General features: G+C 43.7%; 13 protein-coding genes. 9 read left to right on the forward strand and 4 right to left on the reverse strand.

The genetic code is table 11. The annotated features are described in order from the left end of the window. Positions 1–85: 85 nt before the first annotated feature. From ACVBIU_RS09265 to ACVBIU_RS09295, 7 genes are all read left to right on the forward strand, one after another. On the forward strand, positions 86–3127 hold the full coding sequence (locus tag ACVBIU_RS09265; protein WP_447163605.1) for an amidohydrolase family protein: 3042 nt from the start codon (positions 86–88) through the stop codon (positions 3125–3127). 35 nt (positions 3128–3162) lie between these two features. Further along, a complete protein-coding gene (locus ACVBIU_RS09270) occupies positions 3163–4527 on the forward strand; it encodes an amidohydrolase (RefSeq protein ID WP_447163645.1) in 1365 nt (454 codons plus the stop codon). A gap of 124 nt (positions 4528–4651) precedes the next feature. Beyond that, positions 4652–5035: an Rcs stress response system protein RcsF gene (rcsF, locus tag ACVBIU_RS09275; protein WP_447160568.1), complete on the forward strand. Its 384-nt coding sequence runs from the start codon at positions 4652–4654 to the stop codon at positions 5033–5035. Positions 5036–5065: 30 nt separating this feature from the next. Then, positions 5066–5827: a tRNA (N6-threonylcarbamoyladenosine(37)-N6)-methyltransferase TrmO gene (tsaA, locus tag ACVBIU_RS09280; RefSeq protein ID WP_447160569.1), complete on the forward strand. Its 762-nt coding sequence runs from the start codon at positions 5066–5068 to the stop codon at positions 5825–5827. 8 nt (positions 5828–5835) lie between these two features. Then, complete coding sequence (locus ACVBIU_RS09285; RefSeq protein ID WP_447160570.1) at positions 5836–6471, forward strand: acyltransferase; 636 nt, start codon at positions 5836–5838, stop codon at positions 6469–6471. A 213-nt stretch (positions 6472–6684) separates the two neighbouring features. Further along, the gene (locus ACVBIU_RS09290) at positions 6685–7128 is read left to right on the forward strand and encodes a universal stress protein (RefSeq protein ID WP_447160571.1); all 444 of its coding nucleotides are present in this window, start codon (positions 6685–6687) and stop codon (positions 7126–7128) included. Between the two features lie 701 nt (positions 7129–7829). Further along, positions 7830–9299: an amino acid permease gene (locus ACVBIU_RS09295; protein WP_447160572.1), complete on the forward strand. Its 1470-nt coding sequence runs from the start codon at positions 7830–7832 to the stop codon at positions 9297–9299. 129 nt (positions 9300–9428) lie between these two features. On the opposite strand, the gene ACVBIU_RS09300 is transcribed toward ACVBIU_RS09295, so the two are convergent. The 3 genes from ACVBIU_RS09300 to ACVBIU_RS09310 all read right to left on the reverse strand — a co-directional run bounded on the left by ACVBIU_RS09300 (position 9429) and on the right by ACVBIU_RS09310 (position 12402). After that, a complete protein-coding gene (locus ACVBIU_RS09300; RefSeq protein WP_447163606.1) occupies positions 9429–11312 on the reverse strand; it encodes a serine hydrolase domain-containing protein in 1884 nt (627 codons plus the stop codon). 264 nt (positions 11313–11576) lie between these two features. After that, entirely contained in the window at positions 11577–11867 is a 291-nt protein-coding gene (locus ACVBIU_RS09305; protein WP_447160574.1) for a hypothetical protein, read from the reverse strand. Positions 11868–11883: 16 nt separating this feature from the next. Continuing rightward, entirely contained in the window at positions 11884–12402 is a 519-nt protein-coding gene (locus ACVBIU_RS09310) for a GNAT family N-acetyltransferase (protein WP_447163607.1), read from the reverse strand. Positions 12403–12737: 335 nt separating this feature from the next. Between ACVBIU_RS09310 and ACVBIU_RS09315 the strand changes: the two genes are divergently transcribed. After that, the gene (locus ACVBIU_RS09315) at positions 12738–14450 is read left to right on the forward strand and encodes a proline--tRNA ligase (RefSeq protein ID WP_447160576.1); all 1713 of its coding nucleotides are present in this window, start codon (positions 12738–12740) and stop codon (positions 14448–14450) included. Between the two features lie 230 nt (positions 14451–14680). Next, positions 14681–15805: a patatin-like phospholipase family protein gene (locus ACVBIU_RS09320; protein ID WP_447163608.1), complete on the forward strand. Its 1125-nt coding sequence runs from the start codon at positions 14681–14683 to the stop codon at positions 15803–15805. 1 nt (position 15806) lies between these two features. Here ACVBIU_RS09320 and ACVBIU_RS09325 read toward each other — a convergent pair whose 3' ends face one another. Continuing rightward, the gene (locus ACVBIU_RS09325) at positions 15807–16520 is read right to left on the reverse strand and encodes an SGNH/GDSL hydrolase family protein (protein ID WP_447160578.1); all 714 of its coding nucleotides are present in this window, start codon (positions 16518–16520) and stop codon (positions 15807–15809) included. Between the last annotated feature and the right edge of the window lie 57 nt (positions 16521–16577).

A 16577-nucleotide genomic window follows, 5' to 3' on the forward strand; every position in this document is an offset into this window, starting at 1 on the left:
TCGTTACAATTGCTGCTTAGTCATTGTTAATAAGTTAGGATACCCTCACCTATTTCCTGTTTATCTAACAATAATAAGTAGAATAATGCGTAAACATATCATCACAACCCCAATCGCTTTACTTAGCTTGTTATGCAGTCACGCTGCGTTTGCTAATGAGCAACTCACTGATAACACCCCAAGACTTACAGCATTAACTCATGCAGAACTGATGCTTGCCCCTGGTAAATCGTTAAAGAATGCCACCTTATTGATTGAAAATAACAAAATTAAGGCTGTTATCAAAAACAACGATATTCCTGAAGATGCTTTTGTTATTGATTTAACGGGACATACAATATATTCAGGCTTTATCGATCCCTTTACTGAATATGCCATTGAGTATGAAAGAGAAGCCCAAGATAAATCGGGGCCTGTATATGAAATAAAGCGAATTGGCGGCAATGCGAGTAATGGCGCAATACATGCCCAAATGCAATGGTTTAATTATGTCTACCCAGATAAAGACCAAGCAAAAAAATGGATTGATAACGGCTTCACCAGTGTTCAGTCTAGTTATTTAGATGGGATCTTTAGAGGACAAGGCGTGACAATATCATTAGCTGATAAAAAAGCTAACGATGTTATTTATAATGCACAGACAAGTCAGTTTATGGCCTTTAACAAAGGTTCATCTGTTCAAGATTACCCACAATCCTTAATGGGTAGTCTGGCATTAATAAGACAAACCTTCTCTGACGCTAAATGGTATAACGAAAATAAGAATAAAACCGCCTCTAGTAACGAGGTAGAATTTAATATTGCCTTAGAACGCTTAGGTGACCCAAAAAAACAACACTTTATCTTTGAGACTAAAAACCTCAATAACCAATTACGTGCAGCTCGATTATTAAACGAACATAACTTTAGCGGAAGCTTAATTGGTAACGGCAGTGAATATGCAAGGCTTTCTGAATTAAAGTCCTACCCCTTTAGTCTCGTTTTACCCTTAAATTACCCAGCAGCTCCAAAAATAACCGACGGTGACAGTGAGCGAGAGGTAAGTCTTGCCTCTTTAAGACACTGGGAACGTGCCCCGAGTAATCTCGCTATGGTGGCAAATGCAGAAATCCCCTTTGCATTAACTCAATATGGAATAGAATCCGATAAATTTTGGCCAAGGCTTAAACTCGCACTGACGAGAGGTTTATCTGAAGAAGCTGCACTGGCAGCGCTGACCACTGACGCCGCTGAAATTTCGGGAATTGATCACTTAGCCGGTAAGCTAGAGCCTGGCTTTATGGCTGATTTGGTGATCACCGATGGTAATATTTTTGATGACGGTAAAATTGTCAGTATTTGGTTACAAGGTGAAGAGCAGCAAGTCATCAATCGAGACCGAGCACTACTCGATCATGCCTATCAAATACAGATAGACGAATTAACCTTTGACCTTAATATCAGTCAATTCCCATCGCTAAGTGGTACTCTCTCAAGTGGTGAAAACGATATAAACCTTGCCAATCTGGACTATCAGTTAGGTCGCCTAAGCTTTAGCGCTGATCTTTCCAAGGCCGGCATAGAAGGTGTGAGTCGCTTTACGCTATGGTTAGATAACCAAGGATTAAGAGGCCGGTTACTCGATGGCAATAACCAAGCTATCCCCTTTGGCGGAATAAAGCTTGAGCCCATGGCCACCACAGACAATAGTGACAATGGTAATAAAGACAACGTAAAGCTTATATCCAAACAAACCTCCCCCAATGTGGCGTATGGCTTAAATGAGCAACCCGCACTTGATAAAGTGCATATTAAGAATGCCACCATCTGGACATCTGATGAGAGTGGCGTGTTAGTCAATAATGATTTGATTATTTCTCGGGGAAAAATTGAAGAGATAGGTCAAAATCTTAAAACACCTTCTGGCTACACCACTATTGATGCCACAGGGAAACACCTTACTGCTGGTATTATCGATGAACATTCTCATATTGCCCTTAATGGCGGCACGAATGAGGGTACCGATGCGATAACCTCTGAGGTACGTATTGGCGATGTGATCAATCCAGACGATATTGCTATTTACCGAGGCCTTGCTGGCGGTGTTACCACAGTGCAGCTCCTACACGGCAGCGCTAACCCCATTGGCGGCCAAGCACAGATCATTCAGCTTAAGTGGGGTGATAATGCCCAGCAGCTTAAATTTGAAGGTGCACCAGCAAGTATTAAATTTGCCTTAGGTGAAAACGTAAAACAGAGTAATTGGGGTGATGCTTTCACCCGCCGATTCCCTCAAAGCCGTATCGGGGTAAAATCGCTGTTTAGTGAAGCCTTCAATGAAGCCCTTGCCTACCGCAAAGCACAAACGGATTATAACAAGATGCGTTCAAGCGAGCGTAGACGTACCGTTGCACCGCAATATAACTACCGCTTAGAGGCCATTGCTGAAGTACTTGAGCAAACTCGTAATATCCATATTCATTCTTATGTGCAATCTGAAATATTAATGTTCCTGCGTCTTGCTGAAGCGTATAACTTTAAGGTCAGCACCTTTACCCATATTCTTGAAGGTTACAAAGTTGCCGAAGAGATGGCTAAACATGGTGCTCATGCTTCTACCTTCTCTGATTGGTGGGCGTACAAATTTGAAGTCTATGATGCTATTCCACAAAATACCTGCTTAATGCAAGACAAAGGCGTACTCACCAGCATCAACTCCGATGACTATGAGATGCAGCGCAGACTTAACCAAGAAGCGGCAAAGTCGATGATGTATTGCGGTATGTCAGCAGAAGATGCCTGGAAGATGATCACCATCAACCCAGCTATTCAGCTTGGTATCGACGCGCAGGTCGGTTCATTGGTTGAAGATAAACAAGCCGATGTTGTGCTATGGGATAACCCGCCACTATCAGTCTATGCCAAGGTGGATTCGACCTGGATTAACGGCCGCCGCTATTTTGATCGTGAACAAGACAAAGTAGCGCAAATTGACGTCGCAACAGAACGCGCGGCGTTAATTCAAAAAGTCCTGCGCAGCGATGATGTCCATAAACAAGGTGAAAACCCCATTGATTTAACAGAGCCAGAATGGCACTGCGATACCCACTTCAACGCATGGCAACAGTCAGCGACAGGAGCACTGTAATGAAGTTAAATACCTCTTTTAAACATAGCGTTTTTATGCAGGCCGCAGCCCTGCTAAGCCTGCCTTTTTGTTTTATGGCAAACGCCCATGACATGCTACCGGCAAAGGCACAAAGCCAGACCATACTGTTTACTAACGCAACGGTGCACACTGTCACTCATGGCGTAATGCAAGACAGCGACGTGCTGATTGCTGATGGTAAAGTCATTGCCGTCGGGCAAGATTTAGATGCGGCCAAAACGAACGTTGCAGAGCCCGCTGGCAATGCCTCATCCAATGCACCATTAAATTCAACATTAGACGCAGGAGCAAGCCCAGATCACTCACTGCTGCTTGTTGGCGCCGAAATTATCGATGCCAGCGGTAAGCATCTGTATCCAGGACTCATCGCCCTAGATACCACCATGGGATTAATTGAAGTTGAAATGATGCGTCCCAGTAATGATGCCTATGAAGTGGGTTATATCAATCCGCAATTAGAAGCGATTAGCGCATTTAATCCGGATTCTGAGATTATCCCCACGGTGCGCGTTAACGGCATTACTCACGCCCAAGTCGTGCCACAAGGCGACGGTTTAGCTGGTCAGTCGGCATTGGTGTCAATGGACAGCTGGACCATTGAGGATGCCTTAGTTGAATCAAATAAGCAGTTTCACCTTTACTGGCCACATGTTCGCTGGTTATCAAAAGAGGCGGATAAGCGTAAAGAACAGTTAGCGGATCTCAAGCGTAGACTCGATACCGTCTACAGTGCTTTTGCCGATGGCAAGCGCTATCAACTCGCTGATAAAGCCGACAAGGTCAATACGATTGACCTTAGGTGGCAGGCGCTTGCTCCTTTATACGAAGGTAATGCACAACTATTTATTCATGCGCAGTCACAAAAGCAGATTGAAGAGGCGATAGCTTTAGCTAAGCTTTATGACTTTAACATCGTCATAGTCGGTGGATACGATGCCTGGCGAGTGGCTGACGCCTTAGCGGAAGTGAATGCTAAGGTGGTTTACAATCAAACCCTAGCACTGCCTAAACGCAATGATGAACCTATTGATCTCGCCTTTAAGATCCCCGCATTGTTAAAACAAGCACAAGTCCCCTTTGCGCTCGCTTTTTCATCTGACTGGAATAGTAGAAACTTACCTTTTGCAGCCGGACAGGCCGCAGCATATGGTTTAACCAAAGAGGATGCGCTTAAAAGTATCACTTTAGATGCTGCAAAAGTATTAGATATTAATGACATGGGGGCTATCGCACCTGGATTTAAAGCCAATCTAATCTTAGCAACGGGTGATATATTGGATCCTATGCATGCAGGTATTGAATCTGTTTATATTGATGGCCGAAAAATTGATCTTAATAATCGTCATCAACAGCTTTATCAAAAGTATCTAAAGCGCTAGAATTTCAAACTTATAGCGCAACGAAAGCTTAATCGTGAAAAAGTGCTCTTTATGAGCACTTTTTTATTAATGGCTTGAGTGAGCAACGGCATTTTAACCTCAATAATAAGACAGGCCCGCCACCATGAAATATTTATTACCCTCTGCTTTTATCCTTTTGCTGAGCGGCTGTGCCGGTGAATATACCTTTAACAGCAATTTGGACAGCGATGCAATTAATGACTACTTTAAAGCATCGGACGTGACGGTTTATGAAGGTACACTGCAACCTGTAGGCCCTTTTGAGATTAAAGGTATGGTCGAAGGTGAAACCTGCCAAATATCAAACAATGATGCACCAGCCTCAATCGTTGAAGCTCGTACGCTGGCTCGCCGAGCAGCTGCAGACAAGCAAGCTAACGGGCTAGTGATAAAAAAATGTTTGTTGATTAAAGAAGCAAGCCAGAACTGTGTTAGCCGCGCGATTTGCGTTGGCCAAGCAATTGTCACCAAAAGTGACACTCAATAATTTTATTTACTCATTTTAGAAGTAACCTTAATGTCTTTTACCAGCCAGATCCAAGCAGTGGCTTTTTGCCGCACTCCCTATAAACAAAAATTTGGCATACCTAGGCAGCCAGGTTTAGTGAGTGCCGCCCGCGGTTTTGTTGAATTAGCTCCACCTTTTAATCAAATTGATGCAGTGAGAGGATTGGAACAATACTCTCATTTATGGCTGCTATTTTGTTTTCATGAAAACCTCGCTGCCGGCTGGAAAACAACGGTGCGCCCTCCAAGACTCGGTGGTAATGAAAAGCTTGGCGTATTTGCCACGCGCTCTACCTTCAGACCTAACGGTATTGGCCAGTCAGTGGTTAAGCTCCATGCTGTGCATACTAATAACGGCAAAGTTAGCCTTGAGATCTCGGGCATGGACTTGCTTGATGGCACGCCGATTATTGATATTAAGCCCTATATTCCCTTTTCTGACTCAATCGACAATGCTCAAGGGGGAATTGCCCAGGAAGCGCCAGTTTTAGCCAAGGTGAACTTTACCGAGCAAGCACTAAAACAACTTGAGCTATATCAGCAAAATCCAGCTTACCCGCACCTTGCAGAATTGATTGAAGGTGTACTGGCACAAGATCCCCGCCCTGCCTATAAAAAATCTAAAGCCGATCCTAAGCTGTATCAAGTCGCGCTATATGACTTAGATATCTTATGGGTGATAACCGATACCGGGATTGAAGTCACTGAACTTAGAGCCTCTACGGTGGGCAAAACCCAGCCACCGGCAACTCAGTCAGCTCATCAAAGCTAGATAGCCATATGAATCCGCCACCAGCAGCACAACATAAGCCTGATTATCAAACTCAGCATAAAAAGCGCCTGTCTTATATGCCATGGCTTTATTTCTCATTAAAAGAGAAGCACCTAGAATGGGCAAAACCTTGGCAAGATGATGTACAAGCCCATTTTTGTGCAGTTGAAACCGTCTCTATTGGCGAGCGCTGTTTCATCGCGCCAGAAGCGAACCTGTTTGCCGAGCCTGGTCGCAATATCACTATCGGTGAGCAATGTATGATTGCTGCCGACAGCTTCTTACATGGCCCCATTAGCCTCGGCAATGAGGTCGCGATTAATCACGGCTGCTCACTGGATGGTGGCCGCCATGGTATTACTATTGGTCATCAAACCCGTATCGCCAATAACGTGACTATTTACGCCTTTAATCACGGCATGGCGTCCGATATGCCTATCTATCAACAGCCATCTAACTCTAAAGGCGTGGTGATAGGTGAAGATGTCTGGATTGGCGCTCAAGCGGGTATTGTCGATGGCGTCACGATTGGCAATCATGCTGTCATTGGTATGGGCGCTATTGTCACTAAAGATGTGGCTGATTATGCAATTGTGGCAGGAAATCCAGCACGAGTGATTGGTGATAGGCGAGATAAGCGCTAGCCGTTTCAGTGCAACTACAACATAAAAACTAGCCTACAGGGCTTTGACTTCCTGCTGAGCAATCACTTATTTAATGTGCTTGGAATTAAGATCATCCCTTGAAAATGATTCCCCTAATCACGAAACATATTTTGGCCTTGGTATAAAGCACATTTGAGCTGTGATATTTAACCACCTATATTTATTGAGTAACCATGTAAATAGGAGGATGCGATGCGCACTCGAGATATTTTGTGCCCGATAGACTTTTCAGAAACGGCTAATCACGCACTAGGATATGCCGTCGAAATGGCAAACTTATATAGGGTAAATATTCAGTTATTAAATGTAATAGGCCTACCTTATATCGCACCAGATTTCGGCATTGTGATAAACAGCCCCGCAGAGCAACTCATAGACCCTGAACCCTATGCCAATGATAAGATGAAACAGATAGTGGCTGAAGTACGTGAAATGCTCCCAAAAGGCTTGAGGGTAAATAGCAAAATCCGCACGGGGGATGTAGTTAAGCAAATTTTAGCGGAAGCTGAAGCACAAAGAGTCGGAATGATTGTCATCGCCAGCCACGGCTATACGGGGTTATCTCACCTATTAAACTCCAACGTCGCTGAAACTATTGCAAATCAGGCTAAATGTCCTGTTCTGGTCGTTAAATAGTAGCACTCGATATTAACCGCTAGGTTATTGGCTACATCTCTGCAGTTCTGTTATGCCAATCAGTATAAGAAGTTGATCGACTCAGAGCGTTTTTTGACACTCTAATTCAAGGCGAATAGATGAGATAGTGGTTGTTCCTTTCAGAACCTATTTAGCGCAGAAGTAGGCAGCCAAAAACACTCTTTCAGTATCGGTTTACACTTTTTTACAACCACAAATTTTCCTGAGCTACATTGAGAAAACACGCACATAAACGAGCCGTAATACACGGCGTGGCGACGCTAACCCAGTCGTCATTGGTATAAAAGCAGTCACCTCTAAAACCGTTTGCAATTATGTAATTATGTAGGATTGTCCAGCTAAAACCCTGGGGATATGCAAAGTAAAACCTTATGCTTGCGCACCGCGCTGGCTGCATTGCTCCGCGTTACGCGCGCTCTTTTAAACTAATTTTGTCATTTTCTTGAATAAATTCAATTTAAAACGGTGGTATTGCAATATTTGTTCTATCTTCAATAGTAATAATGTAAGCCCTTGACCAATTGAGAGTTATAACTATGTCACCCCATACTCAAAATCCAGCTAACTGCAATTGCATAAAATTTAACCTTCAAAGATATCCAATATCTCAAATCTAAGTTTTCCGCACTTTACTTTTTAAATAAATATATAAGATGTGTACTAACCTGGGAGTCCATTTAATGAAACAACAAAATGCGCCAACAAGTACAGCTAGGCATATGAGCCTATTTGGATTTTTTGCTCTAACCGCCACCATGGTTATGACCGTATATGAATACCCGACCTTTGCTTCATCGGGCATATCACTGGTTTTCTATTTGGTTGTCGCGGGTGTCTTTTGGTTTTTACCTGTCGCTTTATGCGCTGCTGAAATGGCAACTGTCGAAGGTTGGGACAAAGGGGGGGTATTCACTTGGTCTGGACATGCATTAGGAGAACGATGGGGCTTTGCTAATATCTTTTTCCAATGGTTCCAAATCACCGTTGGTTTTGTCACCATGATTTATTTCATTTTAGGCGCGCTGTCCTATGTATTTGACTGGGCTGCACTCAATGATAATAGTACGATAAAGTTTATCGGGGTAATGGTTATTTTTTGGGGACTCACTTTATCTCAATTAGGCGGAACCAAGTACACAGCAATGATCTCCAAAGTCGGTTTCTTGCTCGGTATTCTCATTCCAGCCTGTATCCTATTTAGTCTCTCGATTGCATTTTTTGTCACTGGTGGTATCAGTGATATGCCGATCACCACTGAAGCCTTATTACCAGACTTCACCCAACTCAATACCTTGGTTGTATTTGTGTCATTTATCCTTGCCTATGCGGGTATTGAGGCATCGGCGACCCACGCCAACGAAATGAAAAACGTAAAAAGAGATTACCCTATCGCTATTATCATGCTGGTGATATTAGCCATTGTGCTAAATGCCATCGGTGGCGTTGCGATTGGTGCTGTCGTACCTGAGAAAGAACTTGGGCTGTCAATTGGAGTAATCCAAGGATTCGAAGGGTTATTTCACTATTTCACTCATGATATGGATTGGGCAATTCGAGTGATTGCGGTGTTAATTGCACTTGGCGTAGTCGCTGAAGTATCGGCCTGGGTAGTTGGCCCATCATGGGGTATGTTAGAAGCAGGGAAAAAAGGCTTACTCCCCGCTAAACTCTCTGCCACAAATGCTGAAGGTGTGCCAGTTAACTTTTTACTTCTACAAGGTGCGATTGTTTCAATATGGGCGGCGGTACTGACATTTGGTGGGGGTGGCGCTAACGTTTCCTTCTTTACCGCAATATCGCTAACGGTAGTGATATACGTTGTCGGCTATATTATCTTCTTCCTCGCCTATATGAAGGTCGTGCTAAGTTATTCAAACCTGCCTCGCGCCTTTGAAATTCCTGGAGGAAAAGGCGTTAAGATGTTCGTCGCTATCAGTGGATTAGTTATATCCATTGTTGCTCTTGCAATCTCATTTATTCCACCGGCACAAGTTGGCGGAGGAGCTGCTGCAACTGAGTATATGACGATTCTGGTTGTGAGCTTTGCTATTACCCTTGTTTTGCCATTTTGGATATACCACGTAATGCGTAAAAATAATCCATTGCCACCAGGCGTAAAAATGCTTGATGACAACGAAACTTCAAGCTAATAGCAATGGTTGAGGATAGAGAACAGAGATCTCTATCCTCTATAGAACCCAATAACCTCGTTATCTTAAAAAGCCACTAACTTTTAGTGGCTTTCTTTTATCGATATACCGTTAAAGTTAAACCAGAACCTAAGCCCAGGTTTGTAATCCTATTATGCCAAACCAAGCTAAATAACTGACCACCAACAAGTGTGTAAAAGAGGCAATGGTGCAATACCAGTAGTTCACCTTATTCATCTCACTCGCCTTCGCTTTTATGGCCACATAACAACCTAAAAACGTAAAGATTAACAAGGCTATACTTGATAGCATTAAGCCTATGGACACATAGGTTATGTTACCCAATAACCTGAAAGGGTCGACACCACCAAGTTGGAACATAAACACAAAACATAAGACCGACAATGTTGCGAGTAAAGGCCATACTCGGATCATTAATGCATTACCTTTAATGTCAGCGCCCATAATGATACGCACTCCCCACACCAATAAATACAGCAGGCCTGTCACGTTGATAATCAACCAGAGGGCTAATATTGTAAACTGGCCAAAGACTATCACGGCACTGACGGAGCGATATACCGATGAGTCAGAATGAAAAACCGGCCCTACCAATGGATCTTCAACAAATGATAGGTTCATTTCACCGGTTTCTGCTGACTGAAACAATGTCTCAGAAACTGGAAAATATTCCTTAGGTACACCACCTAATAAATTTGTTCGAATGAGTTTTCCCCCCTTAAATGTAAATTGGTAGATATTCAATACCCGCTCAAGAAACTCGGTCATCGCCATGCGTGAATTAATTGGATAATAATATCCTTGCAACGCTTTCATTGAGTCAGTCACAGCTTGTGTGGCTGTGATACTTTTTTCTGTAAGCTCTTTAGTTTCAAATTCACGGATGAGATCAGTAATTTTCTTTACCGACTGCGCGTCATCAGAGTTAATCATCACAACATGACCCACGCCCGCTTCGAGTAAATATTCAAGCTTGGTTATTCCGCCGTTAACCCCACCGTCATGACCTTGGTAGATCCATTGTTTGTAAGGGGTTGAGTAATTGCTAAGTCCGTAACCCGCCGTTTGACCAGCTTGTGCCGCAGGTGTTGACTTAACTTGCTCCATGCGCGCAAATGAAGCTTCAGAAATCAATGGCTGCTCAACAGTACGTCCTCTATTCACCAGAAAAGACAGAAACTTTGCCATATCATTAGCTGAGGCATTTATTGAGCCCGATGGCCGCATAATAATGTGCCAATATGCCTCTTCTTTCCCCTTAGAATAAAGTGTCGCACCTTTGGCTTTAACATCATCAGACTGGAAATAGCTCATGGTCTCCATCCCCATAGGAATGAAAAAGTTTTCGGCAACGTAATCTTCAAATACTTGCCCAGTGACCTTTTCGACGATATACGCGGCAACAGGAGGTCCGGCATTGCAGTAAGCCATTCTACTACCAGGCTTCCAACGTGAAACGCGGGAATGAGGATGATAATCTAGACCTTGTTTGAGCGTTGCTGGCGAAGGGTCGTTATGGGCATACTCGACGATATGAATATCATCCCAGCCGGTGGTGTGCTCCAAGAGGTGAACAATACGAATAGGGTCTGACGCTTCCCACTGATTGGTATAGGCTATTTCTGGTGCAAGATCGGCAAGTTTATCGTCAAGAGATAACTTACCCTGCTCTACAAGTTTCAATATTGATAAAGAAACAAACATTTTAGAGGTCGAGCCAATCCGGAACAGGGTTTGCCTATCGGCAGGTTGGTTATTGGCGATATTAGCCAAGCCTATTGCCTCAATCCAAACCGGCCCCTCTTGGTTAACCATCGCAATAGCAACGGCAGGCAGTTCCTCTGTTTCAACAATGTCGACAATCGCGGCTTTGAGTGCTTCTAAAGTCGTTGGTGATGAGTGCTTAGCCTCATTCGTCGATGCTAACGGTTGCTCCGCAAAAAGCCAACTTAACCACAACAGGCCAAATAACACACATAAAAATCGCTTCATTTTCAATCCTTTAAATGAGCCAATTTAGCTAATATGACAACATCCTTGATATGAACCTATCGACCAAAAGACCTACATCAGCTTTATTCTTTTAAGTTAAAATATTAATTTAAAAACATATAGATAGTTACACATAACAAAACACTAATCTACCCAAGGACTTCATGCGAGATTGAGGAGAGAATAAATAATAGAGAAGGTAAACAGCTAACTGGCCACAGGGCTAAAGGCTGAGCATTGCCAAAGAGCATAATACGAAAGCAATCAGTTGAAAAAAACGAGCAACGCAATAAATGCCGTGCACACCCCCAACGTACTCAATACTCGGATCACCGAGGTTGGATATTGAGTTTGAATGTCAGGGTAAATATAAAAAAGATACGATATAGAAGGAATACCGATATAAAAACTGCCCAACCTTGAATTTGGCGGTAACGTTAATGTGGTCAATGCCAGTGCATAAACAAGAAAGAACAGTGTAAACAACCACTCTGCACGTGCGTACTGCTTGTACTTAACAAGCACTATCAGTAGCGGTAAAAATATCAATTCCATTATTTTACAGTCGCTCTCAAAGTCGAGGTTGAGATAATAGGTATCGGAAGAAAACAACGGGTCCATTTACACAAGGTTGCTCAACAAACCCCAGTCTAAGCAATAGCTTTGCAGAAGCCTTATTGCTCTGGCTGACACCTGCAATCAAGTAATCCCAACTTTGACCTTGAATTGAAATATCAATAAAGCCTTGGAGCAATTCGGTCGCCACCCCTTGTCCCCAATACGGCTCACCTAGCAGGTAACCAATATGGGCGTCACGTTTACTTCCTATAAACGCAAACATAAAACCAATAATAACATTCGCTTCTGTATGTTTGACGACAAAAAGACGACTCTCCACTACCATACGTTTAAACCATTTTCTGGCGTCAGAAAGTGAATCGATGTGCTGAAAATGTGGCGGCAAGTTTTCAACGACGGCAGGTGTTAACAGCTCAGTGACTCGAACCAGCAATGGCGATAATTCAGCTGGCGCTATCTCAGAAAATAATTCCGAAACCTCCAATCTTGATGTTTGATAATGTAACGCCATATTGGCTCACCTTGTTATAAACAATTTTTCTGTGTCATAAGCTAACATCAATCTGAACTTGTACGCATCAAGATGTAGGCATAATCCTACAATAAAACACGAGTTTGCTCATGGATAACAGGATTAGGTTTTTTCCTATAACTCAACTGCTAACTTAAAGTATTCACTCAACTTGTCACTCATCATCGTCAAAGCAAAGGAGTATAACCTGCATCGCTTAGCGCAAAAACCTATGCTCAAAGTAAATAAATCACTCGAATCGCAAAATCCATAGGTGACAGAAGCACTACAAGTGATAAAATAGCGCCCATTCAACTCAAATTTGGACACCGGTAATGCGCGTAAGCAAGTACCTGCTATCAACTCAAAAAGAAACGCCTGCTAATGCAGAAGTGGTTAGTCATCAGTTAATGTTACGTGCGGGTATGATCCGTCGTAACGCATCTGGCTTATACAGCTGGTTGCCGACAGGTTTACGTGTACTACGTAAAATCGAAGCGATTGTTCGTGAAGAAATGAACAAAGCGGGCTCAGTTGAGATCCTTATGCCTATGGTTCAACCTGCCGATCTTTGGGTTGAAACGGGTCGTTTTGAAAAGTTTGGTCCTGAACTACTTCGTTTCCAAGACCGCCACAACCGTGACTTCGTACTGGGTCCAACTCACGAAGAAGTGATCACAGACATCGTGCGTAAAGAGGTTAACTCATACAAGCAGTTACCACTTAACCTATACCAAATTCAAACCAAGTTCCGTGACGAAGTTCGTCCACGTTTTGGTGTAATGCGTTCACGTGAATTCTTGATGAAAGATGCTTACTCTTTCCATATCGATCAAGAAACGATGGATGAAACCTACGAGGCGATGTTCCAAGCCTATAGCAACATTCTGACTCGTTTAGGCCTAGCCTTCCGTCCAGTAATGGCTGACACAGGTTCTATCGGTGGCAGCATGTCACACGAGTTCCACGTATTAGCTAACAGCGGTGAAGACTTAATCGCTTACTCAACAGAAAGCGATTACGCTGCTAACATTGAAAAATGTGAAGCGCCACTGCCGACTGACACGCGTCAAGCAGCTACTAGCGAGATGACATTAGTTGACACGCCAAACGCAAAAACCATTGCAGAGCTTGTTGAGCAACACGGCATTGCGATTGAGAAAACAGTTAAGACATTAATCGTTAAGGGTGCAACTGAAGAAGCGCCATTAGTGGCTATCGTTATTCGTGGCGACCACGAGCTAAACGAAGTTAAAGCTGAAAAACTTGATGCGGTATTAGCGCCATTTGAGTTTGCAGATGAAGCCGCTATCCGTGATGCTGTTGGCGCTGGTACTGGTTCTATCGGTCCTGTTGGCCTAAATATGCCTGTATTTGTTGATCACAGTGTTAGCATCATGAGCGACTTTGGCGCGGGTGCAAACCAAGATGGCAAGCACTACTTCGGCATCAACTGGGAGCGTGATTTACCAGAAGTTGCCGCATTCGACTTACGTAACATCATCGAAGGCGAGCCTAGCCCATGTGGTAAAGGTACTATTGCACTACTTCGCGGTATCGAAGTGGGTCATATCTTCCAGTTAGGTACTAACTACTCTGAAGCGATGAATGCTAACGTACTTGACCAAAATGGTAAGTCACAGACTCTACTTATGGGTTGTTACGGTGTGGGCGTAAGTCGTATGGTTGCTGCTGCAATTGAGCAAAACAACGATGACCGCGGTATTATCTGGCCTGAAGCGATTGCACCGTTCACTGTGGGCATCTTGCCAATGAACATGCACAAGTCGCATCGCGTTAAAGATATCGCCGAGCAACTATATCAAGACCTAAACGATGCTGGCATGGAAGTCATGTTCGACGACCGTAAAGAGCGTCCTGGCGTAATGTTTGCTGATATGGAGCTTATCGGTATTCCACACGTTGTGGTTATTGGCGATCGTAATATTGATAACGGCATGTTCGAATACAAGAACCGTCGTACTGGTGAGAAGCAAGATATCCCACTAGACGAAATCGTTGAGTTCTTAAAAGCGCAACAAGCTTAATCGCGAACCTTAATCGCTAAGTAAATCAATAAAAACGCCGATGATATCATCGGCGTTTTTTTATGCTAAAAATATAAATATCCCCATCACTGAATCTCCATGCATATGACAGCTTGTTTTTTATCTTTGTTTTCACTTGTTACTTGAAGAACACTCCAGAGTCACATATTCTAAATTTAGGCCATGTGTTTTGAATATGTTTTAATTTTCAACCGATAAGGAACGTCGACTTGCCAGATAAAATAGCATTAGTCCTTGGTGGCGGCGGCGCGCGAGCGGCCTATCAAATCGGGGTTCTCAAAGCGATTGTACAGTTTTATCCACGTAATCACGGGATCCCGTTTAAGATCATCTGTGGTACGTCTGCTGGCGCAATCAACGCGACATCAATAGCAACCCATGCCTCCTGTTTTCATTTGGGGGTGCGTAAGCTTGAATGGGTTTGGCGTCATGTTCATGCCCGTAAAGTCTACCAAGCCTCCATTGGTGGGGTAATGAAACATTTAAGTAAGATGGCGCTAAAAGGCCTGCAAAGCGACGGGGTATCAAACTCAGCTGGTAGCCTATTTAATAGTGAGCCGTTACGAGGCCTGCTTAACGATCTCATCAGCTTTGAACGCATCGACCGTAATATCAACAGCGGAGCACTTGAAGCTGTTAGCCTAGATACTTCCTGTTATAACAACTCACGCTCAGTGACATTTTTCCAGGCTAATGCCCATATCAATAACTGGCACAGGGCAAGACGTCATGGCGTACGTACTCGTCTCAATACTGATCATCTATTAGCCAGCTCGGCCATACCTATGGTGTTTCCTTCGATAAGATTAAATCAAGAATATTATGGCGATGGCTCGGTACACCAGCTGGCGCCGTTGAGTAGTCCAATACACCTTGGCGCAGATAAGATCATGGTGATTAACCTTGAAAGTCCACATAAAGTTCAATCAAAAGAGTTAGAGCATCCCCCAAAGACGGCAACGATTGCTGGTCACTTACTCGATACTATCTTCTCTGATACGCTAAACAGCGATCTTGAAAGGTTACAGCGAATTAATACCACGCTAAATCTGGTCCCCGAACAGAGCCGTGATCAACTAGCACTAAAAACCATCGAAACATTAGTGATTAAACCCAGTGAGGATTTAAGCGCAATGGCATCACGCTACTTTCAGGATATGCCTTTTGCGATTAAAACCATGCTAAAAATACTGGGGATAAACGAACACTCCGACTCAAGTATTGTGTCATATCTATTGTTTGAGCAAGGCTATTGCAGTGCATTAATCGAATTAGGTTATGAAGACGCTATGTGCCAGATTGATGAGATAAAACAATTTTTTAATATTCAATAAACTAAGGCTTATCAGCCAACAGAGCGCTCGCCACGCTCTTCCCCCAATCTTGATATATTAATGCACCAGGATGAAAGCCATCTGTTGCCATCGCATCACTATTGAGTTGATGACCAAATTCCAACAAGGTGAATTTTGGCTCTTGCAGGGCGTAGCGTTGTAGTTGACGGTTAAAGGCTTGGCTACGCTGACCAAGAAACCAGCGCAGTGGCTGCGGCAATACCGGAAAATCCCCCATGGGTGGCACTCGAGTCAATATCAAACGCTGACAGCCCAGCTTTTCAGTGACTAACTCAACTAAGGCTTGTTGCTGGCTTATCCATTGGTTAACGGTTAACGGGCTTAAAACATCGTTCACTCCAAGCGATACCACTACGGCCTCAAAATGCATGGTTTGTTGCACTACCAACTCTTGTTGTAACATCTCAATGGTCTGGGCGGTATTATGACCAGACTTTGCCAGTAAACGCCAATCAACTTGGTACCGCTGGGCAAGCGTATTTACCACCACGCCCGTTAATGCTTGCTGCTGGCTAGCAACGCCAACTCCAGCTGCGGCGCTGTCACCTAAAATGAGTACCGATAATCCCGCGCCGTCCCCCACAGAACCTTGCCGGGGCCCTGCAGCTTCCGGCAGTTTTGGGGTATTTCTCTTAACGATACGCCCCTGTAATAATAAGATCGGTGCCAACAGGATAAAAATGAGGTAATGCACAATGTCACTCCAGGGAGCCCGCAGCTTTTACTTAAATATGCTGCAACGAGATGGTGG

The organism is Shewanella sp. 30m-14 (assembly GCF_052977125.1).